The 23,829-nt window shown below is 74.5% G+C and carries 29 protein-coding genes; 17 read left to right on the top strand and 12 right to left on the bottom strand.

Annotated elements, in window-relative coordinates:
• Positions 1-211: 211 nt before the first annotated feature.
• Genes EDJALFJO_RS17565 through EDJALFJO_RS17540 form a run of 6 tightly spaced genes read left to right on the top strand, consistent with a single transcriptional unit; the run spans position 212 to position 4,762 of the window.
• Positions 212-1,726 carry a YHS domain-containing protein gene (locus tag EDJALFJO_RS17565; RefSeq protein WP_088287591.1) on the top strand — a complete coding sequence of 505 codons (1,515 nt, stop codon included), beginning with the start codon at positions 212-214 and terminating at the stop codon, positions 1,724-1,726.
• 51 nt (positions 1,727-1,777) lie between these two features.
• On the top strand, positions 1,778-2,023 hold the full coding sequence (locus EDJALFJO_RS17560) for a toluene-4-monooxygenase system B family protein (RefSeq protein ID WP_088287589.1): 246 nt from the start codon (positions 1,778-1,780) through the stop codon (positions 2,021-2,023).
• Positions 2,020-2,382, top strand: a complete 363-nt coding sequence (locus tag EDJALFJO_RS17555) for a Rieske 2Fe-2S domain-containing protein (protein ID WP_088287588.1) — start codon at positions 2,020-2,022, stop codon at positions 2,380-2,382. The genes EDJALFJO_RS17560 and EDJALFJO_RS17555 overlap by 4 nt, the downstream gene beginning before the upstream one ends.
• The gene (locus tag EDJALFJO_RS17550; protein ID WP_233149924.1) at positions 2,379-2,699 is read left to right on the top strand and encodes an MmoB/DmpM family protein; all 321 of its coding nucleotides are present in this window, start codon (positions 2,379-2,381) and stop codon (positions 2,697-2,699) included. The genes EDJALFJO_RS17555 and EDJALFJO_RS17550 overlap by 4 nt, the downstream gene beginning before the upstream one ends.
• Before the next feature lies 1 nt (position 2,700).
• Positions 2,701-3,708, top strand: coding sequence for a toluene hydroxylase (locus EDJALFJO_RS17545; RefSeq protein WP_088287587.1), 1,008 nt, complete (start codon positions 2,701-2,703; stop codon positions 3,706-3,708).
• 4 nt (positions 3,709-3,712) lie between these two features.
• Positions 3,713-4,762, top strand: coding sequence for a 2Fe-2S iron-sulfur cluster-binding protein (locus EDJALFJO_RS17540; protein WP_088287586.1), 1,050 nt, complete (start codon positions 3,713-3,715; stop codon positions 4,760-4,762).
• Between the two features lie 26 nt (positions 4,763-4,788).
• Here the strand turns inward: EDJALFJO_RS17540 and rsgA are convergent, their stop codons facing one another.
• Genes rsgA through EDJALFJO_RS17520 form a run of 4 tightly spaced genes read right to left on the bottom strand, consistent with a single transcriptional unit; the run spans position 4,789 to position 8,706 of the window.
• Entirely contained in the window at positions 4,789-5,892 is a 1,104-nt protein-coding gene (gene rsgA / locus EDJALFJO_RS17535; protein WP_088287584.1) for a ribosome small subunit-dependent GTPase A, read from the bottom strand.
• A gap of 20 nt (positions 5,893-5,912) precedes the next feature.
• Positions 5,913-7,235, bottom strand: a complete 1,323-nt coding sequence (gene aroA, locus EDJALFJO_RS17530; RefSeq protein ID WP_088287582.1) for a 3-phosphoshikimate 1-carboxyvinyltransferase — start codon at positions 7,233-7,235, stop codon at positions 5,913-5,915.
• A gap of 11 nt (positions 7,236-7,246) precedes the next feature.
• A complete protein-coding gene (locus tag EDJALFJO_RS17525) occupies positions 7,247-8,077 on the bottom strand; it encodes a YqjF family protein (protein ID WP_088287632.1) in 831 nt (276 codons plus the stop codon).
• 38 nt (positions 8,078-8,115) lie between these two features.
• Positions 8,116-8,706, bottom strand: coding sequence for a DoxX family protein (locus EDJALFJO_RS17520; protein ID WP_088287580.1), 591 nt, complete (start codon positions 8,704-8,706; stop codon positions 8,116-8,118).
• 131 nt (positions 8,707-8,837) lie between these two features.
• On the opposite strand from EDJALFJO_RS17520, the gene EDJALFJO_RS17515 reads away from it, so the two are divergent.
• From EDJALFJO_RS17515 to rsrA, 4 genes are all read left to right on the top strand, one after another.
• Positions 8,838-9,788 (top strand): SOS response-associated peptidase, encoded by a 951-nt coding sequence (locus EDJALFJO_RS17515; RefSeq protein WP_088287578.1) that lies wholly within the window; start codon positions 8,838-8,840, stop codon positions 9,786-9,788.
• Complete coding sequence (locus EDJALFJO_RS17510; protein WP_143448630.1) at positions 9,772-10,470, top strand: alpha/beta family hydrolase; 699 nt, start codon at positions 9,772-9,774, stop codon at positions 10,468-10,470. The genes EDJALFJO_RS17515 and EDJALFJO_RS17510 overlap by 17 nt, the downstream gene beginning before the upstream one ends.
• Before the next feature lie 273 nt (positions 10,471-10,743).
• Positions 10,744-11,385, top strand: coding sequence for a sigma-70 family RNA polymerase sigma factor (locus EDJALFJO_RS17505; protein ID WP_088287575.1), 642 nt, complete (start codon positions 10,744-10,746; stop codon positions 11,383-11,385).
• On the top strand, positions 11,382-11,645 hold the full coding sequence (gene rsrA, locus EDJALFJO_RS17500; protein WP_088287573.1) for a mycothiol system anti-sigma-R factor: 264 nt from the start codon (positions 11,382-11,384) through the stop codon (positions 11,643-11,645). Before EDJALFJO_RS17505 ends, rsrA begins: the two co-directional genes overlap by 4 nt.
• A gap of 93 nt (positions 11,646-11,738) precedes the next feature.
• Here rsrA and EDJALFJO_RS36475 read toward each other — a convergent pair whose 3' ends face one another.
• Entirely contained in the window at positions 11,739-11,813 is a 75-nt protein-coding gene (locus EDJALFJO_RS36475; protein ID WP_369812550.1) for a 50S ribosomal protein bL37, read from the bottom strand.
• Between the two features lie 120 nt (positions 11,814-11,933).
• Between EDJALFJO_RS36475 and EDJALFJO_RS17495 the strand changes: the two genes are divergently transcribed.
• Positions 11,934-13,028, top strand: a complete 1,095-nt coding sequence (locus EDJALFJO_RS17495) for a type IV pilus twitching motility protein PilT (protein WP_198950402.1) — start codon at positions 11,934-11,936, stop codon at positions 13,026-13,028.
• Positions 13,029-13,064: 36 nt separating this feature from the next.
• Positions 13,065-13,454 carry a thioesterase family protein gene (locus EDJALFJO_RS17490; protein ID WP_088287571.1) on the top strand — a complete coding sequence of 130 codons (390 nt, stop codon included), beginning with the start codon at positions 13,065-13,067 and terminating at the stop codon, positions 13,452-13,454.
• A 22-nt stretch (positions 13,455-13,476) separates the two neighbouring features.
• Here the strand turns inward: EDJALFJO_RS17490 and EDJALFJO_RS17485 are convergent, their stop codons facing one another.
• Positions 13,477-13,674, bottom strand: coding sequence for a hypothetical protein (locus EDJALFJO_RS17485; RefSeq protein WP_088287569.1), 198 nt, complete (start codon positions 13,672-13,674; stop codon positions 13,477-13,479).
• A gap of 93 nt (positions 13,675-13,767) precedes the next feature.
• Here EDJALFJO_RS17485 and EDJALFJO_RS17480 point away from each other — a divergent pair, with 93 nt between their 5' ends.
• On the top strand, positions 13,768-14,757 hold the full coding sequence (locus EDJALFJO_RS17480) for a helix-turn-helix domain-containing protein (protein ID WP_233149922.1): 990 nt from the start codon (positions 13,768-13,770) through the stop codon (positions 14,755-14,757).
• On the top strand, positions 14,754-15,164 hold the full coding sequence (locus EDJALFJO_RS17475) for a GFA family protein (protein ID WP_198950401.1): 411 nt from the start codon (positions 14,754-14,756) through the stop codon (positions 15,162-15,164). Before EDJALFJO_RS17480 ends, EDJALFJO_RS17475 begins: the two co-directional genes overlap by 4 nt.
• A gap of 23 nt (positions 15,165-15,187) precedes the next feature.
• Here EDJALFJO_RS17475 and EDJALFJO_RS17470 read toward each other — a convergent pair whose 3' ends face one another.
• The 5 genes from EDJALFJO_RS17470 to EDJALFJO_RS36110 all read right to left on the bottom strand — a co-directional run bounded on the left by EDJALFJO_RS17470 (position 15,188) and on the right by EDJALFJO_RS36110 (position 19,963).
• Positions 15,188-16,144, bottom strand: coding sequence for a hypothetical protein (locus EDJALFJO_RS17470; RefSeq protein WP_088287567.1), 957 nt, complete (start codon positions 16,142-16,144; stop codon positions 15,188-15,190).
• Between the two features lie 173 nt (positions 16,145-16,317).
• Positions 16,318-16,869, bottom strand: a complete 552-nt coding sequence (locus EDJALFJO_RS17465; protein ID WP_198950400.1) for a GNAT family N-acetyltransferase — start codon at positions 16,867-16,869, stop codon at positions 16,318-16,320.
• Positions 16,870-17,201: 332 nt separating this feature from the next.
• Entirely contained in the window at positions 17,202-18,908 is a 1,707-nt protein-coding gene (locus EDJALFJO_RS17460) for an acetolactate synthase (protein WP_088287566.1), read from the bottom strand.
• 133 nt (positions 18,909-19,041) lie between these two features.
• Positions 19,042-19,449: a superoxide dismutase, Ni gene (gene sodN, locus EDJALFJO_RS17455; protein ID WP_088287564.1), complete on the bottom strand. Its 408-nt coding sequence runs from the start codon at positions 19,447-19,449 to the stop codon at positions 19,042-19,044.
• Between the two features lie 142 nt (positions 19,450-19,591).
• Positions 19,592-19,963: a S24 family peptidase gene (locus EDJALFJO_RS36110; RefSeq protein ID WP_198950399.1), complete on the bottom strand. Its 372-nt coding sequence runs from the start codon at positions 19,961-19,963 to the stop codon at positions 19,592-19,594.
• A 255-nt stretch (positions 19,964-20,218) separates the two neighbouring features.
• On the opposite strand from EDJALFJO_RS36110, the gene EDJALFJO_RS17445 reads away from it, so the two are divergent.
• The 3 genes from EDJALFJO_RS17445 (at position 20,219) to EDJALFJO_RS17435 (ending at position 23,103) form a co-directional block, all read left to right on the top strand.
• Positions 20,219-21,460, top strand: coding sequence for an NADP-dependent malic enzyme (locus EDJALFJO_RS17445; protein ID WP_088287563.1), 1,242 nt, complete (start codon positions 20,219-20,221; stop codon positions 21,458-21,460).
• 141 nt (positions 21,461-21,601) lie between these two features.
• Positions 21,602-22,573 carry a zinc-binding dehydrogenase gene (locus tag EDJALFJO_RS17440; protein ID WP_088287561.1) on the top strand — a complete coding sequence of 324 codons (972 nt, stop codon included), beginning with the start codon at positions 21,602-21,604 and terminating at the stop codon, positions 22,571-22,573.
• Positions 22,570-23,103 carry a GNAT family N-acetyltransferase gene (locus EDJALFJO_RS17435; protein WP_088287560.1) on the top strand — a complete coding sequence of 178 codons (534 nt, stop codon included), beginning with the start codon at positions 22,570-22,572 and terminating at the stop codon, positions 23,101-23,103. Before EDJALFJO_RS17440 ends, EDJALFJO_RS17435 begins: the two co-directional genes overlap by 4 nt.
• A gap of 27 nt (positions 23,104-23,130) precedes the next feature.
• On the opposite strand, the gene EDJALFJO_RS17430 is transcribed toward EDJALFJO_RS17435, so the two are convergent.
• Positions 23,131-23,769 carry a GDSL-type esterase/lipase family protein gene (locus tag EDJALFJO_RS17430; protein ID WP_088287558.1) on the bottom strand — a complete coding sequence of 213 codons (639 nt, stop codon included), beginning with the start codon at positions 23,767-23,769 and terminating at the stop codon, positions 23,131-23,133.
• Positions 23,770-23,829 lie beyond the last annotated feature (60 nt).

Genomic DNA, 23,829 nt, shown 5'->3' with positions numbered 1-23,829 from the left:
CCTTCGTCCGTGCGGCCGGCGGACGACGGCAGCTCCGGACGGCACGCCCGGGCAGGTCGACCCAGGGCATTAGACCCCGTGATGCGCCGTCTGTCGCCTGGCCGGTTCCGGCCAGCGGAACGGCATTCCTGGCCCTGCGAGGGCATGGCGCGCCGCGGCGGCCCGCAGCGACCCTGCTGGCGTCGAGGCTCGAAGGATCGAAGGAGCGACAATGCCGCGTCTGCCCCGCGCCGACTGGTACGACCTCACCCGGGACATGAACTGGGACTTCTCCTACGTCACCGAGGAGGACGTCTTCCCCGAGCTGCTGTCGAACGGGTACGGCGTCCCGAAGCAGGACTGGTGGACGTGGGACGAGCCGTACAAGATCACGTACGCCGAGTACGTGCACAACCAGGCCGGCAAGGACGCCGGGCTGTTCACCGTGAACAACGTCGTCGGCCGCTCGAAGATCTTCGAGAACCTCGAGCCCGGCTGGATGGCGGCCACCCTCGCGCACTACGGCGCGATCGCCGTGGGCGAGTACCAGGCCGGGATCGGCGAGGCCCGGATGGCCCGCTTCGGGCGGGCGGCCTCCTGGCGCAACATGGCCACCTACGGCTGCCTCGACGAGACCCGGCACGGGCAGCTGCAGACCTACTTCCCGTACCAGGCGCTCAACAAGGAACCGCGGCTGGACTGGGCGCACAAGGCGTACCACACCAACGAGTGGGGCATGATCGCCGCCCGTCACCTCTTCGACGACATGTTCACCGCGAACGACGCCGTCTCCATGGCGATCCAGCTGACCTTCACGTTCGAGACCGGGTTCACGAACCTGCAGTTCCTCGGTATGGCCGCGGACGCCATGAAGGTCGGCGACATCGACTTCGGCGCGCTCATCTCCTCGATCCAGACCGACGAGGCCCGGCACGCCCAGCAGGGCGAGCCGACGCTGAAGATCCTCGTCGCGGCCGGCAAGAAGGACGTCGCGCAGAACCTCTTCGACCGGATGTTCTGGCGCGCCTGGAAGGTCTTCGCCCTGCTCACCGGGCTCTCCATGGACTACTACACGCCGCTGGAGCACCGGACGCACTCCTTCAAGGAGTTCATGGAGGAGTTCATCAACACCCAGTTCATCGACCAGTTCCGCGACTTCGGGCTCGAGGCGCCCTGGTACTGGGACCAGCTGCTCAACGAGATGAACTGGGTGCACCACGCCTACCACCTCGGCGTCTACTACTGGCGCCCCACCGTGTGGTGGAACCCGGTCGCCGGTGCGGCCCCCGCGGAGCGCGCCTGGCTCGAGGAGAAGTACCCCGGCTGGAACGCCTCCTTCGGCAAGTACTGGGACGTCATGGGCGAGAACGTCCGCGACGGCCACCCCGAGCTGACGCTGCCGGAGACGTTCCCCGTCGTGTGCAACGCCTGCCAGATCCCGCTGTGCACCCCGGCCGGGTACGCCGCCGGCTACCTGAGCAGCCCGCTGCCCCTGCTGCTCGACCTCGACGGACGGCGCTACACGTTCTGCTCCGAGCCGTGCAAGTGGGTCTTCGAGCAGGACCCCGGCCAGTTCAAGGGCCACCTGTCGATCATCGACCGGTTCCTCGGCGGGGTGATCCAGCCGCCGACCATCCCTGGTGCGCTCGCCTACATGGGCCTCTCGCCCGAGGAGTGCGGCCAGGACGGCACGAACTACGCCTGGGCGTACGCGTCGGCGCCGGTCGCCGGCGGCGTCGGCCAGTAGCCCCGGCAGCGCGGACACCCGGCAGACGACATCGAGCGAAGGAGAGCACGCATGGCACTGTTCCCCGTGCAGGGCATCGTCGAGGGCGACTTCGTCGTCGTCCTCGTGCCCGTGGACGACACCGACCTGATGACCGTCGTCGCCGAGAAGATCGCCTACCACGGCATCGGCAAGCGGGTGGCCGCGCAGGACCGCCCGTTCAAGGTGCGCTGGAACGGCACGGTCCTCGCCGACGACTCGACGATCGCCACCACCGGCTGCGCCCCGATGGACGTCCTGGAGGTCGTGTACGCATGACCGGGCAGGTCCGATGGGTGAATGCCGCCGACGTCGGCGACCTGTGGGAGGGCGACGTCCTCGACGTCGAGGTGGACGACGAGCAGGTCCTCCTCGTCCACCTCGAGGGCGGGCCGGTCAAGGCCTACCAGGGCATGTGCCCGCACCAGGAGGTGCTGCTCGCCGACGGCGAGTGGGACCCCGACACGAACGTCCTCGTCTGCCCCGGCCACCGCTGGGAGTTCGACATGGCGACGGGCAAGGGGCTCAACCCCGTCGGCTGCCAGCTCTACGAGTTCGCCGTGCAGGTCGTCTCCGACGAGATCCGCGTCGCCGTGCCGCAGGACGGCGTCCGACACCACAACCGGTTCCAGACGTGACCACCGAGAGGTCGAGCATGGACACGCACGTGAAGATGGTGGGGCCGGTCGTCCGTGGCCTCGACCCCAACCTCGCCGAGGCGGTCATCACGGCGATCGAGACCGACAACCCCGACGCCGACGTGCTCGTCGACGACCAGGGCGGCTACATCCGGATCGGCACCCCGAACGTCTGCCGGATGACGCGCGCCAGCCTCGAGGACGCCCTCGGCCGCACGTTCAAGCTGCACCAGCTCGAGCCCCAGCTCGCCGGGTTCGCCGGCCGCATGAAGCTCACCGACGACGAGGTCGTCTGGTTCCTCGAGAGGCAGGACTGACATGGCAGTGTCCCAGCGCAGGCCGCACCGGACCTGGAGCCTGCTCGGCGACGTCAAGAAGCGCCCGAGCGCGTACGACGTCACGGCGGCGAAGTTCAACTACCACTTCCGCCGCGAGCCCGCCCCGTTCGAGATGGACCCGCAGGCGCCGTTCAACCTGTTCTACCTGCAGCACCGGGAGGGCTCGGCGTTCAACGTCCCGGACTGGGAGGGCTTCCGCGACCCGGCCAAGCTCACCTACGCCGACTACGTGACGCTCCAGCACGAGCGCGAGACGTACGTCGACCTGCTCACCGACCACCACGAGACGGCCGAGTCCGCGGCGGACCTCGACCCGGCGTGGGTCGCGACGCTGCGGGACCTGTTCGTCCCGCTCCGGTTCCCGCTGCACGTGCTGCAGATGACCGGGCTCTACGTCGGGCAGATGGCGCCGACGGCGTTCATCATCAACTGCGCGAACTTCCAGGCGGCCGACGAGCTGCGCCGGATCCAGCGGATCGCCTACACCGTCAAGGTCCTCGCGAACGCCCACGGCGACGACCTGGCCGCCACGGCCACCGCCCGCGACCGGTGGGAGCGCGGCGAGGCGTGGCAGCCGCTGCGGCAGGTGCTCGAGCAGCTCCTCGCCGTCCGGGACTGGGGAGAGGCGTTCGTCGCCCTCAACCTCGCCGTCAAGCCGGTGGTCGACGCCCTCGTCAACGGCCGGCTCTCCGAGCTCGCCGCGCTGGGCGGTGACGAGTACCTCTCGCTGCTCATGGCCGAGTTCCAGCTCGACGCCGCGCGGAGCCGGGACTGGACGGCGGCCCTCGTGCGGCACGCCGTCGCGCAGGACCCGGCGATGCGGGACGTCGTCCAGGGCTGGCTCGCGACGTGGCAGCCGCGCGCCGACGCCGCCGTCGAGGGCCTCGCACCGCTGTTCGGGGCCGCGGCGCAGCCGATCCCCGCGGCGACCGTCGTCGAGGCGGCGCTCGCCGAGCGGGCCGCGCTGCTGGACGCCGCGGGGCTGTGAGCCGATGACCGCATCCGTCCCGGCGACGGGCACCGCCGCTGCGGCCCGGCCGCACCGGGTGACCCTCGCCGGGACGGACCGGTCGTTCGACGTCGCACCGGGGGAGCGGCTCCTCGGAGCCGCCCGCCGGGCCGGGGTCTGGCTGCCGTACGAGTGCGGGTGGGGCGGCTGCGGCACGTGCAAGGTCCAGGTCGTGGAGGGGACGACCCAGCTGCTCTTCGAGGCGGCGCCCGCCGTCGACCCCCGGGACGCCCGGCGCGGCCGGGTCGTCGCGTGCCAGTCGGCGCCGACGAGCGACCTCGTCGTCAAGGCGCCGCGGGCGGACGACGTGCCGACGCCCGAGCGGCCGACCCGGGACCACCGGGCCCGGCTCGAGACGCGCGAGGAGCTGGCCCCGGACATCGTGCGGCTGCGGCTGCGGCTGGACCGGGAGGCGGTCTACCGGCCGGGCCAGCACGCCGTCCTCGGGCTGGGGCCGGGGCTGCGCCGGTGCTACTCGATGGCCGGCCCGCCGGGCTCGACCGAGGTCTCGTTCGTCGTCAAGCGCTACCCCGGCCGGCCCGGCAGCGAGCGCGCGTTCGCGCTCGCGCCGGGGGAGGAGGTGGACGTCGAGCTCCCGTACGGCGACATGTGGCTGCGGGACGGCGACCGGCCGGCGGTGCTCGTCGCCGGCGGCACCGGGATCTCGGCGATCTCGGCGCTCGCGCAGCACCTCGCCGGGCAGGCCGGAACCCCCGCCGCAGAACGGGTCTCCCGGCCCGTCCACGTCTTCTACGGTGCGGCCACCCGGGCCGAGCTCGTGTGCTGGGACGAGCTCGTCGAGCACACGGCGGCGATGCCGGACGGGCACCTGCACGGCGCGCTCGTGACCCCGGACGCCGGCTGGGGCGGTGCGGTCGGGTTCGTCACGGAGCCGCTCGCCGATCGGCTCCCCGCCCTGGGGGACGCCGACTTCTACGTCGCCGGCCCGCCGGTCATGACGGACGCGGTGACCGCCCTGCTGCGCACGCACGGCGTCCAGCTCGACCGGGTGCACCACGACAGCTTCGGCTGACCCTCACCGGCAGGGCGGACCGGGCCTCACAGGTGCTGGACCTCGTCCTTCGGGTCCTCCGGCGAGCCGGCCCTCGACCGCAGGAGGCGGCGCAGCGACTCCAGCCGGGCGACGCCCGCCGGGCCGGCCCCGCCGGCCGCGACGAACGCGTCGAGCCCGCACTCCTCCTCGTCGTGCGAGCAGCCCCGCGGGCACTCGTCGGTGCCGGCGGCCAGCTCGGGGAAGTGCCCGATGATCCGGTCCGGGTCGACGTGCGCGAGCCCGAAGGAGCGGACGCCCGGGGTGTCGACGCACCAGCCGCCGCCGGGCAGCCGCAGCGCGAGCGCGGACGTCGAGGTGTGCCGGCCGCGGCCGGTGACGTCGTTGACGACCCCGACCGACCGGGTGGCCCCGGGCACGAGCGCGTTGACGAGCGTCGACTTGCCGACGCCGGAGTGCCCGAGGAGCACGCTGACCCGCCCCGACAGTGCCGACCGGACCTCGTCGAGCCCTTCGATGCCGCCGTCCGGGCGCCGCCGCGTGACGACGTACGGGACGTCGAGCGGCGCGTACCCGGCGACGAACGCGTCGGGGGCGGTGAGGTCGGCTTTGGTGAGCACGAGCAGCGCGTCCATCCCGGCGTCGTAGGCCGCGACGAGGCAGCGGTCGACCATCCGGGGCCGCGGCTCCGGGTCGGCGAGCGCGAGGACGATGCAGAGCTGGTCGGCGTTCGCCACGACGACCCGCTCGACCGGGTCGGTGTCGTCGGCGCTGCGTCGCAGCAGCGACGCCCGCTCCTCGACCCGGACGACGCGGGCGAGGGTGTCCGGGCGGCCGGAGACGTCGCCGACGAGCCCGACCCGGTCCCCGACGACGACGCCCTGCTTGCCGAGCTCGCGGGCCTTCATCGCGACGACGACCGTGCCGGGGACGCCGGTGTCCTGCAGCCCCGAGTCGTCCCGCTCGTGAGCCGGGCCGGTGACGGGCGCGTCGCCGGTGTCGCGGTCGAACCCGCCGACGAGGCAGGTGTAGCGCCCCCGGTCGACGGTGAGCACCTGGGCCGCGACGGCGTCCGAGTGCCGGGGCCGCTCCTTCGTCCGGGGCCTGGTGCCGCGCGGGTTCGGCCGGACGCGGATGTCCGACTCGTCCATGGCGCGCCGCCTGGAGGGGGTCACCCGCGTGCGTCCCCGCCCTCGATCATCCGCGCCCAGAGGCCCGTGAAGTCCGGCAGCGTCTTCGCGGTCGTCGCGACGTTCTCCACGAGGACGCCGTCCACCGCCAGCCCGAGGAGGGCGCCGGCGGTTGCGAGCCGGTGGTCGTGGTACGTCGCGAACACCCCGCCGTGCAACGGCTTCGGGCGGATGACGAGGCCGTCCTCGGTCTCGGTGACGTCGCCGCCGAGGGCGTTGATCTCGTGGGCGAGCGCGGCGAGCCGGTCGGTCTCGTGGCCGCGCAGGTGCGCGATGCCGTACAGGTGCGAGGGGGTGTCGGCGAGGGCGCACAGGGCCGCGACGACCGGGGTCAGCTCGCCCGCCGAGTGCAGGTCGGCCTCGATCCCGTAGAGGTCGCCGGTGCCGCGGACCGTGAGGCCCTCGCGCTCGAGCGACACGTCGGCGCCCATCTGGTCGAGCAGGTCGCGCAGCTCGTCGCCGGCCTGGGTCGTGTGCTGCGGCCAGCCGGGCACGAACACCCGGCCGCCGGTGACGGCGGCGGCGGCGAGGAACGGCGCCGCGTTCGACAGGTCCGGCTCGACCTGGACGTCGAGGGCCCCGACCGGGCCCGGCTCGACCCGCCAGACCGACGGGTCGGCGTCGTCGACGACGACCCCGACGTCCCGCAGCGCCTCGACGGTCATGACGACGTGCGGCTCGCTCGGGATCGGCGGGCCGACGTGCTCGACGACGAGCCCCTCGTCGAACCGGGCGCCGACGAGCAGCAGGGCGGAGACGAACTGGGACGACGCGGACGCGTCGATCCGGACCGTCCCGCCGCGGACGCTGCCCTTCCCGCGGACGGTGAACGGCAGCAGGCCGGTGCCGCCGTCGTCGACCTCGACCCCGAGGTCGCGCAGCGCCCGGACGACCGGCCCCATCGGCCGCTCCCGGGCCCGCGGGTCGCCGTCGAACCGGACGTCGCCGTCCGCGAGCGCCGCGACCGGCGGCAGGAACCGCATGACGGTGCCGGCGAGACCGCAGTCGATCTGCGCCGGGCCGCGCAACGGCCCGGGCGTCACGAGCCAGTCGTCGCCGCCGGCCGACGTCGCGCCGAGGGCCTGCGTCGTCGGGACGTCGACGACGTCCGCGCCGAGGGCGGCGACGGCCGCGGCCATGAGGTCGGTGTCGCGTGACCGCAGCGGGGCACGCAGGCGGGACGGCTCCTCCGCGAGCGCGGCGAGCACGAGGTAGCGGTTCGTCAGCGACTTCGACCCGGGCAGGGCGACCGTCGCGTCGACCGGTTCGACGGCCCTCGGGGCCGCCCAGGTCGGCAGGCTCATGGTCCGCGAGCCTATGGCAGGACGGGGCCGAAGCGGACGTCGACCCCGGGGGAGTGCAGGACGCTGTCCGGCGGGCGCCCCACGAGGCCCGGGAAGCCGGCCGCCTCGAGCACCTGGTCCTCCAGGTCGAGGACCTGCGCGGCGTGCAGCGGCCACTGCGGGTGCTCGTTGGGCCAGTACCGGGTGCGGCCGCGCCGGTCGGCCAGGTGCAGTCCCCAGCGGGCGGTGAGGAAGTGCTCGAGCGGCCCCGCCGTGACCGGGTCGCCGACCCGGACCCGCACGGTCGACGCCGGGTGCGCCGGGTGCGCCGACGAACCGCCCGCGGGCCACCGGCGACGGCTCGTGTACGAGAGCACGCTCCCGGCGGCGTAGGCCGTCCGCGGCAGCCGGGCCGCGCCGTCCGTCGGCGGGGTCGCCGTCCCGCCGGCCGGCGTCGGCCGGGCGGAGAACCGCATCCGGGACCAGACGTACGGCAGCCCGGGGCCCCACCGGGCGACGAGCACCGGGGCGACCCGGGAGGCGTCGAGCGAGCGGAAGACGACGCCGCGCCGGCCCTGCTCGTCGACCGAGTACAGCCGCACGTTCGTCTCGCAGAAGTCGCCGACGTACGGCATCCGGGGTGCGCCGAGCAGGCCGACGTCCTGCATGACGAACGGGACCAGGGCCACGTAGGTGAGGCCGTCGATCGTGTCCGGGCGCAGCCCCGGCAGCAGGAACGGCGCGACGACGTCGGGCTCGACGGCCCAGTGGAGGAAGGTCAGGTGCGCCCAGCGCTGGGTGAAGACGGTGCGCCCCACCGGGCGTGGTGCGGTCGGCGTGACGGGCTCGACCTCGGAGGTCATGCCCACGACCCTAGGCCGTTCGCCGGTGCCTGTGCCGGTCAGCCCGGCAGCGCGGACCTCGCCGACGTCGCTGCGCCGCGCGCCGTGCTCCGTGCCGTCCGGACGGCGTGCCGCGTCTCGAGCTGCGCGGCCCGCTTGGCCTGCCGCCCGGCGCGCTTGGCGTCCCGGGAGGCGCGCTTCGCCGTCCGCTCGGCCTGCTCGACCGCGTGCCGGCTGCGCCAGGCGAGCCCCGGCCGGCCCTGGGTGTCGACGGCCGCGACGAGCGCCGCGCCGACGAGGCTGGCGTCCTGGACGAGCGCGCGGCGCTGCTCGCGACGGCGCACCGGGTCCTTCTCCTGCCAGAACGCGTGCTGCGCGTAGGCGGTCGGGGCGAGCGTCACGGCCATGACGAGGGCCGAGAGCCGGGGCAGCCTGCCGAGCGCGAAGAGGGTGCCCGCGGCGGCCATCGCGGCGCCGTTCGCCCGGACGAACGTCTCCGGGTCGCGCGGCAGGCCCAGCGGCTCGGCGACCCGGTCGACGAGCGGCCGGGCGGCCTCGACGCGCTGCGCCGGGTGCCGGAAGGCGTCGAGCCCGTTCGAGACGAACGAGGCGGCGAGGAGGGGACGGGCGAGGCGCCGGACGACGGTCATGACTCCTGCTTACCCCTATCCGACCCCGTGCGCACGCGTGCCCGGCCCGCCGGCGCCCTCGTTCCTGCTCCGGGCCCCGGATCGGCACGGGTTCCGCGGCGGACCGCGCCCGCCGTGGCAGGGTGGGAGGGGTGTGCGGACGTTACGCGGCGAGCAGCCGCCCCGAGGACCTCGTCGAGGAGTTCGAGGTCGACGCGACCGAGGGGCCGGGACCGGGCGAGACCCCGGACGCCGCGGCGCCCGACTACAACGTCGCCCCGACCAAGCAGGTGCCCGTCGTCCTCGAACGCCGGCCGCGGCCCGTCGAGGGCGCGTCGGGCGAGGTCGCGGACGAGCAGGCGGCGGAGGCGAGCGACGAGGACGGCGACGTCACCGCGGACGCCGCCGTCGAGCAGGCGCAGGACGCGCAGGCGGACGGCGGCACGGCGGCCGCGGAACCGGTGCGCTGGCTGCGGCTGCTCACCTGGGGTCTCGTGCCGTCCTGGGCCAAGGACCGGTCCGTCGGCAACCGGATGATCAACGCCCGGGTCGAGACGATCCTCGACAAGCCGGGCTTCAAGCGCGCCGCCCTGACCCGGCGCTGCCTCGTGCCGGCCGACGGCTGGTACGAGTGGCAGAAGAGCCCGACCGAGACCGACGCCAAGGGCAAGCCGCGCAAGCAGCCGTTCTTCATCCACCCTGTCGCGCAGGGGCCGATCGCGTTCGCCGGGCTCTACGAGTTCTGGCGCGACCCGGCGGTCCACCCCGACGACCCGGCCGCCTGGCTCACCTCGTTCACGATCGTCACGACCGCGGCCGAGCCCGGGCTCGACGTCATCCACGACCGGATGCCGCTCGTGCTGCCGCGGGACCGCTGGGACGCCTGGCTCGACCCGGGGCTCACGGACGCGGACGACGTCCGCGCGCTCGTCGAGCCGCCCGTCGCCGGTCGCTTCCTCGCGACGGCGGTGTCGACGCGGGTCAACGCGGTGGGCAACAACGGCGCGGAGCTGCTCGAGGCGGTCCCGGTGGCCGACCTGCGCGGCGTCGTCGACCCGGCGACCGGCGAGCTCATCGGGGGCGGTAGTGCCCCGCTCTTCTGACGCCGCCCGCCCGTCCGGCGTGGTGGTCCCGGACGCCGTCGTCGACGTCGGGACCCCGGTCGGCCTCGCCCGGGCGCACGTCCACGACCCGGCGGACGGCCGGCGGCCGGCCGGCGTCCTCGTGCTGGGCCACGGCGCGGGCGGCGGCATCGGTGCGCCCGACCTGCAGGTGGCGGCCGCGGTCGCCGTGGCCGGCGGCTGGCGGTGCGTCCTCGTCGAGCAGCCGTGGCGGGTGGCGGGCGGGAAGGTCGCGCCCGCACCCGCCCGGCTCGACACCGGCTGGCTCGCCGTCCTCGCGGCGCTCGCGGACGACGCTCTCGCCGGCCCGGGCACCGGCACCGGGCCGCTCGTCGTCGGCGGCCGCAGCGCCGGGGCCCGGGTCGCCTGCCGGACGGCGCTCACGACCGGGGCCGCCGGCGTCCTCTGCCTGGCGTTCCCGCTGCACCCGCCCGGCCGGCCCGAGAAGACCCGGTCCGGCGAGCTCGCGGGGGCGGGGGTGCCGGTCCACGTCGTCCAGGGCCGCCGCGACCCGTTCGGCGGCCCGGCCGAGGTGGAGGCCCTCGGGCTCGAGGGCGTCCTCGTGACCGCCGTCGAGGGCGACCACGGCCTCAAGCCCTCGGCCGGGCCGGACGGCGCCGTCGCGGCCGCCGTCCGGGTGCTCCTCGCCACGTTCTCCGGCTGATCCGCCCGGCCCGACGACCTGTGCAGTTCGGTCAGGAATGCCCCCGGCCGGGTCGGTGTTCTGAACCGGCGAGCCGCGCTGCAGGTGCGCGGCGGCGGCCGGGAGGGTCGTCAGGGCAGGTGGCGCCGTGAGGTGCCCCACGACGAGAAGGTGGCCTCGCGCGTGCTGCTGCTGACAGCCGTCGACGATCTGGCACCGGGCGGTCTGCTGGGTCCGGGTCTCACGCCGTCCTGGGAAGGTGAGCGTCGGCCGCGGCCGATAGGCTCACGGGTGATGAGCGAGGACACGGGCCGCGCCCCGGCGACGGAGACCACCGAGCAGCGTGCTGCGCGCTTCGAGCGCGACGCGCTGCAGTACCTCGACCAGCTCTACTCGGCGGCGCTGCGGATGACGCGCAACCCGTCGGACGCCGAGGACCTCGTGCAGGAGGCCTTCACGAAGGCCTTCGCCTCGTTCCACCAGTACGAGCCGGGCACGAACCTCAAGGCGTGGCTCTACCGGATCCTCACGAACTCGTACATCAACACCTACCGCAAGAAGCAGCGGGAGCCGCAGCAGGCCCAGTCCGACGACATCGAGGACTGGCAGATCGCGCGCGCCGAGTCGCACACGTCGTCCGGGCTCCGCTCGGCCGAGGCGGAGGCGCTCGACCACCTGCCCGACTCGGACGTGAAGACCGCGCTGCAGCAGATCCCCGAGGAGTTCCGCATCGCGGTCTACCTCGCGGACGTCGAGGGGTTCGCCTACCGCGAGATCGCGGAGATCATGGGCACCCCGATCGGCACCGTCATGTCCCGGCTGCACCGCGGGAGGCGGCAGCTGAGGGCTCTTCTCGAGGACTACGCGCGTGAGCGCGGGCTCGTCGCCGCCTCGAGCGGCACCGGCGCGGACGGCACTGAGGGCGGTGCGGAATGAGCTGCGGCAACCCCCACGACACGGACTGCCGAGAGGTTCTCGACCGCGTCTACGAGTACCTCGACGGTGAGATGACCGAGATCGACATCGACAAGATCCGGCAGCACCTCGTGGAGTGCTCGCCGTGCCTGTCGGAGTACGACCTCGACGTCGCGCTCAAGGCCCTCGTGCGCCGCAGCTGCGCCTGCGAGAGCGCTCCGGAGGAGCTCCGCGCGAAGATCATGGTGCGGATCACCCAGGTGCGGCTCGAGCTGGGTTGACCGACCCTCCACCCCTGTCACCGACGACGAAGGGCCCCGGCCGACGGCCGGGGCCCTTCTCGGTCCCGTAGGGGACGGCGTCGACCGCCGGGGTCAGCAGTTCGGCTTGTTGCCGTGGTTGCTGGAGTTGCCCTTGCGGGCGCGGCGCTTACGGGCGCGCTTGCTCATCGGAACTCCTCGAGGTGTGGTTCGTGCGCGACGGCGCACGCGGTCATCGTCCCACACCGGTTCGACGTCCTCCACGGCGCGGCGCTCAAGGAGGGGACCGCCGGGGCCGACACCACGGACGTGGACCCCCTGACGTCTTCCGCGACCGTCGAGCCGTACCTGCGCGCGCTCGTCGAGCTCTTCGGGTCCGACCTGCACTGCAAGGTCGGCTCGCCGCCACGGGTCCGGATCGACGGTCGCCTGCGCAAGCTCCAGGCCCCGGTGCTCACCCCCGAGGACACCGAGGCGATGGTCCGCGAGGTCATGCGCGCCGACCTCGCCGAGGAGTTCTCGCGCACCCACGAGGCCGACTTCGCGTACTCGATCCCCGGGCTGGGCCGGTTCCGGGTCAACGCGTTCCGGGCGCGGGGGACCGCCGGTCTGGTGTTCCGCCGGGTCACCGTGGGCGCCGTCCCGCTGGAGAACCTCGGTCTGCCGCCCGCGGTCGCCGCGCTCGCCCTCGAGCCGCGCGGGCTCGTCCTCGTCACCGGCCCGACCGGCTCCGGCAAGTCGACGACGCTCGCGGGCATGGTCAACCTCGTCAACGCCACGCGCGAGGTCCACATCGTGACGATCGAGGACCCCATCGAGATCCTCCACGAGGACCAGATGGGCATGGTCAACCAGCGCGAGGTCAGGGTCGACACCGAGGACTTCGCGACCGCGCTGCGGGCCGCGATGCGGCAGGACCCGGACGTCATCCTCGTCGGCGAGATGCGCGACCAGGAGACCGTCAAGGCGGCCATCGCCGCGGCCGAGACCGGTCACTTCGTCATGTCGACGCTGCACACGACGGACGCCCAGGAGACGGTCACCCGCATCATCGACTTCTTCCCGCCGCACGAGCAGAAGCAGGTCCGGATCTCGCTCGCCGGCGCCCTCAAGGGCATCGTCTGCCAGCGCCTCGTGCAGCGCGCCGACGGGCTCGGGCGGTGCGTCACCGCCGAGGTCTGCGTGAGCACCGGCCGGATCGCCGACGCGATCGTCGACCCGGACAAGACCGGCACGATCGGGGCGCTGGTCGCCGAGGGCGGCTACTACGGCATGCAGTCCTTCGACCAGCACCTCGTGGCGCTGGTGCGCGACGGGGTGGTCACCGTCGACGACGCGATGGCGGCGTCCAGCCACCCGCACGACCTGTCCGTCGAGCTGCGCCGGATCGGTCTCGTCGCCTGACACTGCACCGGCCGGCGCGGTCCGTACGCTCGCACCATGCCGGACGACGCAGCACCCCCGACCGCCAGGCTCGCCTTCGACGTCACGGCCGCCGACACGGCGCTCGCCCTCGGCAGCGGCATCGTCGAGGTGCTCGCGACGCCGCGGCTGCTCGCGTGGTGCGAGTCCGCGACCTGCGCCGTGGTGGCCGGCCCGGTCACGGACGGCCTCACGAGCGTCGGCACCCGGGTGAGCCTGGAGCACCTGCTCGCGACCCCGGTCGGTGGCCGCGTCGAGGTGACCGCCGAGCTCGTCGCCCAGGACGGGCGGCTGCTGCGCTTCCGGGTGGCCGCGACCGACCGGGCCGGCCGGCTCGTCGGCACCGGCGAGGTGACCCGGGTGGTCGTCGACGTCGAGCGGTTCGTCGGGCGGCTGCCCGAGGCCTGAGCCGCCGCCCCGCCCGGAACGCTCAGAACCGCGGCTGGTGCCGCCGCAGGTGGCGCGGCCGGTCGCCGCTCGTGGTCGTTCCGTCCGGGGAGAGCGGGTCGGGGGAGAGCGGGTGGTCGCCACGGTTGCCGCGGCCGGCGAGGTCGCGGCTGTCCGTGCCGAGCAGCGGCGCGAGCAGGGCGAGGGTGACGACGAGGGCGAGGATCAGCAGAGGTGTCATGGCAGAAAGTCTGCGTGCACTGAAAGGCTGCCACCAGTGGCAGGAAAGCCACTTCTCGTAGACATCCAGCCAGTGCCGGCGCATGATGGTCGGGTGTCCATCGCCTGCGACCAGGCCGCCTGCGGCCGGTACCCCCTGACGGACGTCGTTGCCGTCGTCGACGACGGCGTCTCGCCGTTCGAGCTCGCCGTCGCCTGCGAGGTCTTCGGCATCGACCGCAGTGACGCGGGCGTCCCGACGGTGGACTTCGCGATCGCGTCCCCGCGGCCCGGCGTCGTCCGCGGCGAGGCGGGCCTGGGCGTCGTCGCCGACCACCGCCTCGACCGGCTCGCCACGGCCGACCTCGTCGTCGTCCCGGCGTGCGGCACCGGCTACCGGCCCGGGCCGGACCTCGTCGCGGCCCTCGAGGACGTCGTCGCCCGCGGCGGCCGGGTCGTCAGCCTGTGCTCGGGCGCCTTCGTGCTCGCCCGGGCCGGCCTGCTCGACGGTCGCCGCGCGACGACCCACTGGCGGTACGAGAAGGAGTTCCAGGAGGCCTTCCCGGAGGTCGACCTCGTGCCCGACGTCCTGTTCGTCGAGGACGGCCCGGTCGCCTCCAGCGCCGGCACGGCGGCCGGGATCGACCTGTGCCTGCACATCGTCCGCAGCGCCTTCGGCGCCGCCGCCGCGAACACCGTCGCGCGCCGGATGGTCGTGCCGCCGCAGCGCGACGGCGGCCAGGCGCAGTACGTCGAGAGCCCGGTCCGCGACGTCGAGGCGCGCACGCTCGCGCCCGTCCTCGACTGGGCCGTCGCGCACCTCGACGAGGACCTCTCGGTCGCCGTCCTCGCCCGGCGGGCGGCGATGTCCGAGCGCACGTTCGCCCGGCGCTTCCGCGAGGAGACCGGGACGACGCCGCACGCCTGGCTGCTGCTGCGCCGGGTCGCGCTCGCCGAGGAGCTTCTCGAGACCGGCGACCTCGCCGTCGAGGAGGTCGCCCGGCGCTGCGGCTTCGGCTCCGCGACCATGCTGCGACACCACTTCACCCGGCTGCGCGGGACGCCGCCGTCCCGCTACCGCCGCACCTTCGGGCACGCCGGGTGAGCGGGCCGGTGCCCCGCCGGGCGCACGGCCGCTGCGACTGCGGCGGGGTCGCGTACGACGTCACCGGGCCGCTGCGCGACGTCTGGGACTGCCACTGCCCGCGCTGCCGGCGGATCACCGGCCACCACATGGCCGCCACCGCGGCCGCCCCGGCGGACGTCGTCCTCACCGTGGACGGCACGCTGCGCTGGTACGAGCCGGCACCCGGCGTCGAGTACGGGTTCTGCGGCACGTGCGGGTCGACGCTGTTCTGGCGGACGGCGGGCCGGCCCGACAAGCTCGTCATCGCCGCCGGCACCCTCGACGGGCCGACCGGGCTGCGGACGACGAAGGCCTGGTGGTGCGCCGAGGCCGGGGACTACTACGAGCGGCCGGCCGGGGTCGTCGAGCACGACCACGAGGGCTGAGGCCCTGCCGCCGGCCGTGGCTCTCAGTCGTCGAGCGGTGGTCCCTCGGGCATGACGGCCTCGATGGCGTCGGCGAACGCGCCCTCGACGTGCACCGAGACCTCGCCCTCCTCGCTGTGCACGGTGAGCTGCTGCAGCGCGCCGGACGCCGCCCGGTAGTACAGGTGCGGCGAGATGCTCCCGACGCCGTCGTCGTACCCGGCGATCGCGAACCGCACCATCGCCTCGACCGTCGGCAGCACGCTCGCGTCGCGCACGACGTGGAAGGCGAGTTGGTGCCGGTAGGGGATCGCGAGCAGCGTGCCGTGCGGGGCGTCGGGCTCGCCGTGCACCCGGCGCAGGACGTCGTCGACGGTGAGGATCCGGCTCGCGGTGTGCACGGACTCGCCCGCGACGACCCCGAACCGGACGTCGCCGGCCTCGAGCCACTCGATGCCGCCGAACGGCTCCGTGAGCAGGTTGTGGACGCCGGCCGCGCGCAGGTCGTCGACGCCGACCCGGGAGACCACCTCGTCGGGCATGAGGACGACGGCGTCCGGGGTGTCGAACGCGAGCAGCTCGACGAGGTCCCCGACGACCTCGCGCCGGTAGCCGAACCCCGACAGGTCCGGCAGGGACGTCGCCGCGACGACCCGGATGAACGCGTGCTCGAGGATCTCCTCGGGGGCCAGCTCGGTGAGCTCCGGCCCCTGCCGGGCCCGGATCATCCGCGCGACGTGGTCGCCGACGATCGAGGGCCACTCGCGCTCGCCCTTGCGCGCGTTGTGGCACAGGGCGAAGAGGTTGTGCAGGCCGTACCCGGCACCGTCGTCCGACCGCAGGTGGTCGGCGTGGACGTCGACCTCGAGGCCGTGCCGGGCGAACGCCTCCCGGGTCAGCGCGCGCAGCCGTGCGGCCTCGCCGACGGTGAGGAAGGAGAACGTGGGGTCGGGCAGGTCGTCACCGACCCGGGCGGCCGGACGCCGCCGGAACATCGCCATCGCCCACCCCCGCACCCCTGCGCACCATCGGCCGGACGGCCGGGCGTCCGCCGCTCACGGACGTCACACCGAAGGCTAACGGGCGGTGACGGTGCCCGGCGTGCCCCGGGTGGGTGTGTGTCGGGCCGGTGCGTCGGGACTGTGCGCGGTGACCTGCGCGTCCGGGTCGCGCGTCACAGGTCGCGGGAGAAGGCGAGCAGGTCGACGCCGGGCTCGGGGGCCCAGTCGAGGTCGGGCCGGCGGGTGAAGCCGAGCCGGCCGTAGAGCCGGTGCGCCGCGTGCATCCGGTCGAGGCTGCACAGCACGAGCCGGGTCGCGCCCACCCGGCCGGCCTCGGCGAGGCACCACTGCGTGAGCGCCAGGCCCACGCCCCGGCCGCGGGCGTCGGGGGCGACCCCGAGGGCGCGGAACTCGGCCTCGCCGGGGCGGGACAGCTCGGCCCAGCGGCTGCCCGGCAGGGCGAAGGTGACGCTGCCGAGCACCGTGCCGTCCGTCGACACGGCGACCGCGACGGTCGCGTCCCGGGCCCGGGAGCGGGTGTCAGCGAGGGTCTCGAGGTAGCCGCCCTCGGCGGCGAAACCGTCTGCCGCGTAGGCGTCCCGGACGGCGAGCCCGGCCGCCTCGAGCTCGTCGGCCCGGGCGGGGCGGACGGTCAGGCCGTCAGGGGTCGTCATGACGGTCATGGGGCCGGTCGTGGCGTCCGCGGTGCCGGCGGTGCGGTCCATGACGGGACCTTACGACGCCTGGCACCCGCGGCGCGCCACAGGTCGTGCGGGTGGTGCCGGTGGTGGGGTTCGGTGCTGCGCGTGGTGCTGGACGGAGGTCGTCCAGGTCAGCGCATGCCGCCCCAGCGGCGCTTCTCGAGCTCGGCGGTCCGGGTGTCGGTGCCGAAGAACGGGGAGAGGACGGAGACGAGGAGCAGGGTCACGAGGATGATGATCGGTTCCATGAAATTCATCCTACAACCCGATGATCCGACGGGCGAGATGGGTCACCTGTCCGGGTGAGTGATGTCCGTGACACTTCAGAGCAACACGCGGAAAACAGACGGTGACCGTCAGATGCCGGTCGTGTTCCGTGGGTAAGCGACGGCCGGATCCGTCACGACGTTGACGAGGTACGGGACCCCGGAGTCGAAGCCGCGCTGCAGCGCCGCCCGGAGGTCGCCGGGGCGGGTGACCAGCTCGCCGGCGCCGCCGAGGGCACGGACGACCTCGTCGTACCGGGTCTGGGGGAGCAGCTCCGCGGCGACGTCGTAGCCGAACATCATCTGCATCGGGTGCTTCTCCAGCCCCCACATGCCGTTGTTGCCGACGACCATGACGACCGGCAGGCGGTGCCGGACCAGGGTGTCGACGTCCATGAGCGAGAACCCGGCCGCGCCGTCGCCGAGCATGAGCGCCACCTGCGCCGACGGCCGGGCGAGCCGGGCCGCGACCGCGTAGCCGAGGCCGGTGCCGAGGCAGCCGTAGGGGCCGGGGTCGAGCCAGCCGCCGGGGCGGGCCGGCTCGACGTACTTGCCGGCGAACGAGACGAAGTCGCCGCCGTCGCCGATGACGACCGCGTCGTCGGCGAGGAGCGGGACGAGGTCGCCGTAGACCCGCGCCGGGTGGATCGGGTCGCTCTCGGCGCTGAGCTCCACGGCGTCCTTCGCGAGGGCCGCCTCGTGCCGCGCGCGCAGGCCGGCCGTCCAGGCGGCGACCTCGGGGTGCGGGCCGGTGCGGGCGACCCGCTCGCGCAGCCCGTCGAGCACGAGCGTGAGGTCGCCGCTCACGCCGGCGGCGAGGTCGACGTGCCGCGCGAGGCCGGAGGGGTCGTCCGCGAGGTGCACGACCTGCGCGAGCGGTGCGCCGTCCTTGCCGCCGAACTGCCCGTAGCCGAGCCGGAAGTCCAGCGGGGTGCCGGCCACGACGACGACGTCCGCACCGCCGAACGCCGCGCCGCGGGCCCGGGTCACCAGGTGCGGGTCGGACGGCGGCAGGATCCCGCGGCCCATCCCGTTGGGGACGACCGGCAGCCCGAGCTCGGTCGCGAGCGCGACCGCGGCGTCCTCGGCGCCGTCCGACCAGACGTCCGAGCCGAGCACGAGGAGCGGACGGCGAGCGCCCGCGAGAGCGGCGGCGGCCCGGTCGAGGGTGTCGGTGTCGGGGGTGACCCGCACCCGCTCGGGGGCGGTCGGGGCCGGCACGGCCGCGCCGCCGAACACGACGTCCATCGCGACGTCGAGGAAGACCGGCCCGCGGTGCGGGCTCGTCGCGAGGGTGAGGGCGGCGTCCACCTCGGCGGCGATCGCGTCGGTCGAGCCGATCGTCGCGGACCGCTTCGTCACGGGCGCGAGGAGCGGCGGGTGGTCGAGCTCCTGGAGGCTGCCGGTGCCCCAGCGGTAGGCGGGCGCCCGGCCGCCGATGACGAGCAGCGGGGAGCCGTTGAAGTGCGCGGTCGTCACGGCGCTCACGCCGTTCGTCACGCCCGGCCCCGCGGTGAGGACGGCCAGGCCCGGCGTCCGGGTCAGCTTCGCGGTCGCCTCGGCGGCGAAGACCGCCGTCTGCTCGTGCCGGACGTCGACGAGCGGCATCGGCGGCTCCGCCTTGACCGCCCCGTCGTAGAGCGGGAACACGTGCGCCCCGGAGAGGGTGAACATCGCGCGGACGCCGTGCGCCCGGGCGGCCGCGACGGCGAGCGCCCCGCCGTGGCCCTCGAGGGTCGCGGGGGTGTCCCCGTCGGCGGTGGCGTGGGCGGCTGCGGGCTGCGACTCCGTCGTCATGCGGCGCACATTACCCGCCGGTAACCGCAGGTGGGAGGCCGGACGTGAGGACCGACCGGGGACAGACGGCGCCGGGACGCCGAACGGCGCCCCGGCCGCAGGGCCGGGGCGCCGTTCGAGGATCGGTCGAGCGTCAGGCCTTCTTGGTCTCCCAGAAGATCTCCGCGATCTCGTCGATCTTGGCGAGCAGCTGGTCGGCGACGGCGACGTCGGTCGAACCCTTCGTGCCGCCCGCGCCCGCGAGCTTCGTCGCGTCGTTGAAGAGCTGGTGGAGCTGCGGGTACTTCTCGAAGTGCGGCGGCTTGAAGTAGTCCGTCCACAGCACCCAGAGGTGGTGCTTGACGAGGTCGCTGCGCTCTTCCTTGATGGCGATGGCCCGCGCCTTGAAGGTCTCGTCGTCGGAGGCGAGGAACTTCTCGATCGTGGCCTTGACCGACTGGGCCTCGATCTTGGCCTGGGCCGGGTCGTAGACGCCGCAGGGGAGGTCGCAGTGCGCGCTGACCTCGGTCCCCGCGAGGGCGTCGAGGAGACGCCTGAGCATCCCGTCACTCCCTTTCGTGGAACGTCGAAGATGATGTCTGGCTCGTGCGCGGCCCCTGGTCGGGACCGACGCCGGTCACGCTACCTGCGTCCCCTGCACCGCGCATGGGCGCCACCCCCGAACCGGCGCCCGCCACGACCGGTCAGCGCCGCGGCCCCGCCCGGAGCAGGCCCGGCCGCGGCCACAGCCGCGCGACCACGACACCGAGCCGGTCGCCCTCCGGGATCGACCCCACCTGCCAGGAGTCGACCCCCTCGGCCGGGTTGTCGCGCTCGACCCACCAGCCCTCGGCATCGGTGTGGACGAGCCGCTTGACGGACGGCGGACGGCCGCCGGGCAGCCGGACGACGACGAGCCGTCCGTCGCGGACACGTCGGGTCGCGCCCGCGCCGGCCCGCACGAGCAGCCGGTCGCCGGGCCGCAGCGTCGGCAGCATCGACCGGGCCTGCGCTCCCAGTCGCACCAGGGCGAGACCGCCGGGCAGCGGCAGCAGGTCGGGCGAGGCGTTCGTCACGTGCCCATCGTCGCCCACGCTCTCGCGCCGCGCCGTCCGGTTGTGGCAGAGTGTTGCCACGGGTGACCCCCGTTCTCCAGGTGTCAGCGACCACACCGTGTCGCGCACGCCGCGACCGCGAGGTCGCGCGACCGCAACCGAGTCGCCGATTCCTTCGTCGAGACACCACTCGACATCCCACCTTTCGCTTCGGCCGCCCGTCGACGCCGTCCCGGCGCGCGCGGGCTTCGCCGTCCTTCCTTCCTGGGGTCATCCATGTCTGCAGAACCGCTCGATCTCGACGTCACCTTCGAGGAGCTCACGAGCTCCCTCACCACGCCGCACGACCCCGCTGCGGGCCGGCCCGACCCGAGCGACCCGGTCTTCGCGCTCCACGCGGGCGGCAAGCTCGAGGTCGTCCCGAGGTCGCCGCTGCGCGACCGTCGAGACCTGTCGCTCGCCTACACCCCCGGCGTCGCCGACGTGTCCCGCGCGATAGCCGCGAACCCGGGCCTGCTCGACGTCTACACCGGGCGCGGCAACACGGTCGCGGTCGTCTCGGACGGCACCGCCGTCCTCGGGCTCGGCGACATCGGGCCCGGCGCCGCGATGCCCGTCATGGAGGGCAAGGCGTTGCTCTTCAAGCACTTCGCGGGCGTCGACGCCGTCCCGATCTGCCTCGCCACGACCGACGTCGACACGATCGTCGAGACCGTCGCGCTGATGGCCCCGACCTTCGGCGGCATCAACCTCGAGGACATCTCCGCGCCGCGCTGCTTCGAGATCGAGCGCCGGCTCCAGGAGCGGCTCGCGATGCCGGTCTTCCACGACGACCAGCACGGCACCGCCGTCGTCGTCCTCGCCGCCCTCATGAACGCCGCGAAGGTCGTCGGCCGCGAGCTCACCGGGCTGCGGACGGTCATCAGCGGAGCGGGTGCCGCCGGCGTGGCCATCGCGGCGATCCTGCGCCGGGCCGGCGTCGAGGACGTCGTCGTGTGCGACAGCCGCGGCATCGTCGAGACGTCGCGCGACGACCTCAGCGAGGTCAAGAGCGAGCTCGCGGCGCGGACGAACCCGCGCGGCGTCACCGGCGGCATCGCCGAGGCGCTGCGCGACGCGGACGTCTTCGTCGGGGTGTCCGGGGGGACGGTCCCCGAGGAGGTCGTCGCGACGATGGCCCCCGGCGGCGTCGTCTTCGCGCTCGCCAACCCCGACCCCGAGGTGCACCCGGACGTCGCCGGCCGGTACGCGGCGGTCGTCGGCACCGGGCGCAGCGACTTCCCGAACCAGATCAACAACGTCCTCGCCTTCCCGGGGATCTTCCGGGGCGCGCTCGACTGCCGGGCGACGCGGGTCACCGAGGGCATGAAGCTCGCGGCCGCCGAGGCGATCGCGGGCTGCGTCGACGCACCCACGGCGGGCGAGGTCGTCCCGAGCGTCTTCGACGAGCGGGTCGTCACCGCCGTCGCCCAGGCGGTCATGGCGGCGGCCCGCGCCGACGGCGTCGCCCGCGCCTGACCCCCGCAGAACCGGCCGCCCACCCGGCGGCCCCACGGCGAGACCCGAAGTCCCGCCTCAGGCACCCGGTGCGTACCGTTCCCCGGCCCAGAAGGCCGCCCGGACGGTGCGGACCGGGTGCCTGACCCGTAGATTGCGGCCATGCTCGCTGCCTACGCCGCCACGACCAGTCCCGACGACCCGTTGTCCGCCCTCGTCGTGGGGGAGCGGCCCGCCCCGGAGGTGCCCGAGGGCTGGGCCCGGGTGCGGGTGCGCGCCGCGAGCCTGAACCACCACGACGTGTGGAGCCTGCGCGGGGTGGGCCTGCCCGCGGAGCGGCTCCCGATGATCCTCGGCTGCGACGCCGCCGGGCTCGACGACGAGGGCCGCGAGGTCGTCGTCCACGCCGTCATCGGCGACCCGGACTACCGCGGCGACGAGACGATGGACCCGAAGCGGTCGCTGCTCTCGGAGCGGTACCAGGGCACGCTCGCCGACGAGGTCGTCGTCCCGCGGCGCAACCTCGTGCCCAAGCCTGCTGCGCTGTCGTGGGAGGAGGCCGCCTGCCTGCCGACCGCATGGCTGACGGCCTACCGGATGCTCTTCACCCAGTCCGGCCTGCAGCCCGGCTCCACGGTGCTCGTGCAGGGCGCCGGCGGCGGGGTCGCGACGGCGCTCATCGCGCTCGGCGCCGCGGCCGGGTACCGGGTCTGGGCGACGAGCCGGGACGAGGCCAAGCGGGCCAAGGCGCTCGAGCTGGGTGCCGCGGCCGCGTTCGAGTCCGGCGCCCGGCTGCCGGAGCGGGTCGACGCCGTCATGGAGACCGTGGGCGCGGCGACCTGGGGGCACTCGGTGAAGTCGCTGAAGCAGGGCGGCACCGTCGTCATCTCGGGGGCGACGTCCGGCCCGAACCCGGCGGCGACCGAGCTCAACCGGATCTTCTTCCTCCAGCTGCGCGTCGTCGGCTCGACGATGGGCACCAAGGAGGAGCTCGAGCGGCTCATGCGGTTCTGCGAGCAGACCGGGGTGCGACCGCTCGTCGACTCGGTGATGCCGCTCGAGGACGCCCGTGACGGCTTCGCGAAGATGGCGGCCGGGGACCTCGTCGGCAAGGTCGTCTTCACCCGGCCGTGAGCGGTCCCGCGCGGGCCGAGGTCGTCGTCCGGACGGCACGGCTCGCGCTCGTGGCGCTGCCCGGGCCGGACCTCGTCGCGGTGCGGGACAGGGTGCGTGCGGTCCTCGTCGACGACGGCGCCTGGGCGCCGGACTACCCGACGGACGGTGACGTGCTCATGGCCGGACTGTCCCTGCGGCACGACGCGGTCCCGACCGCGGGCGCGCCGTGGGGGCCGCTCCAGGTGCGGCTCCTCCGGGAGCCGGACGCCGTGGACGTCGCCGTCGGCGGGATCGGCTTCAAGACCGCGCCGGACGCGGCGGGCGTCGTCGAGGTCGGCTACGGGCTCGCGCCGTCCGTGCACGGCACGGGGCTGGCGACCGAGGCCCTCGCGGGCATGCTCGACCTCGCGCGCCGGCTCGGGCTGCACGCTGTCACGGCTGAGACCGCCGTCACCAACGCGGCGAGCCGCCGGGTGCTCGAGAAGAACGGGTTCGGCCTGGTCGGCGCCGAGGACGACGGCATGCTGTGGTGGCGCCGGGACCTGTGAGGCCGTGCGTCCGTGACGGGCGCTGCCTCAGTCCTCGGCGACGCCGAGCCACTGGGCCCAGCCGTTGTGCAGCACGAGCCAGGCCATGAGGCCGTACCCGACCTGGCCGGGGTGCCGGCCGTCGCCGGCGGCCATGTCCGTGAGCCAGTCCTCGTGGTGGACGAGCGGCCGCCAGCAGTCGACGTAGGGCACCCGGCGGCGCAGGCAGACGTCCGCGAAGGCGTCGGAGAGCTCGGGGACGAGGTCGGCGTGCTGCGCCCGGTCGGCCGGCGGCGGTCCGACGACGAAGACCGGCAGGTTGCGCGCCAGGCACTCGTCGAGCACGTTCGCGAGGTTGAGCCGCGACCGGGCCAGCGACATCCCGTCGGCGAGGTCGGCGTGCCCGAGCCCGATGACGAGCCGGAACGACTCCGGGTCCGCGTCGGCGAACCGGCGCCCGGTCTCCTCCCGCCAGCGGGCGAGCAGGCCGGTCGTCGTCTCGCCGGGCACCCCGAGCGGGAAGAGCGTCACGAGGCTCTCGGTGCGCGACGTCCGCGCCCCGACCCGCCCGACCCAGCCGAGCGAACGCGGGTCGCCGACGCCCGCGACGAAGTCGTCGCCGACGACGCAGACGCGCAGCTCAGGGGTCCGGGAGGCGTACCGCCCCGTGCCGTCCGTCGCCGTCATCGTCGTGCCGTCCTGTCCGGCTGGTCCCATGTCCGCCCCCCGATGGTCGTCCGCCCCCCG

This window comes from Kineosporia sp. A_224 (genome assembly GCF_002198655.1).
GTDB lineage: Bacteria > Actinomycetota > Actinomycetes > Actinomycetales > Kineosporiaceae > R-H-3.
The sequence above is the reverse complement of the archived record's forward strand: the minus strand, read 5'-3'. Positions and strand labels throughout refer to the sequence as shown.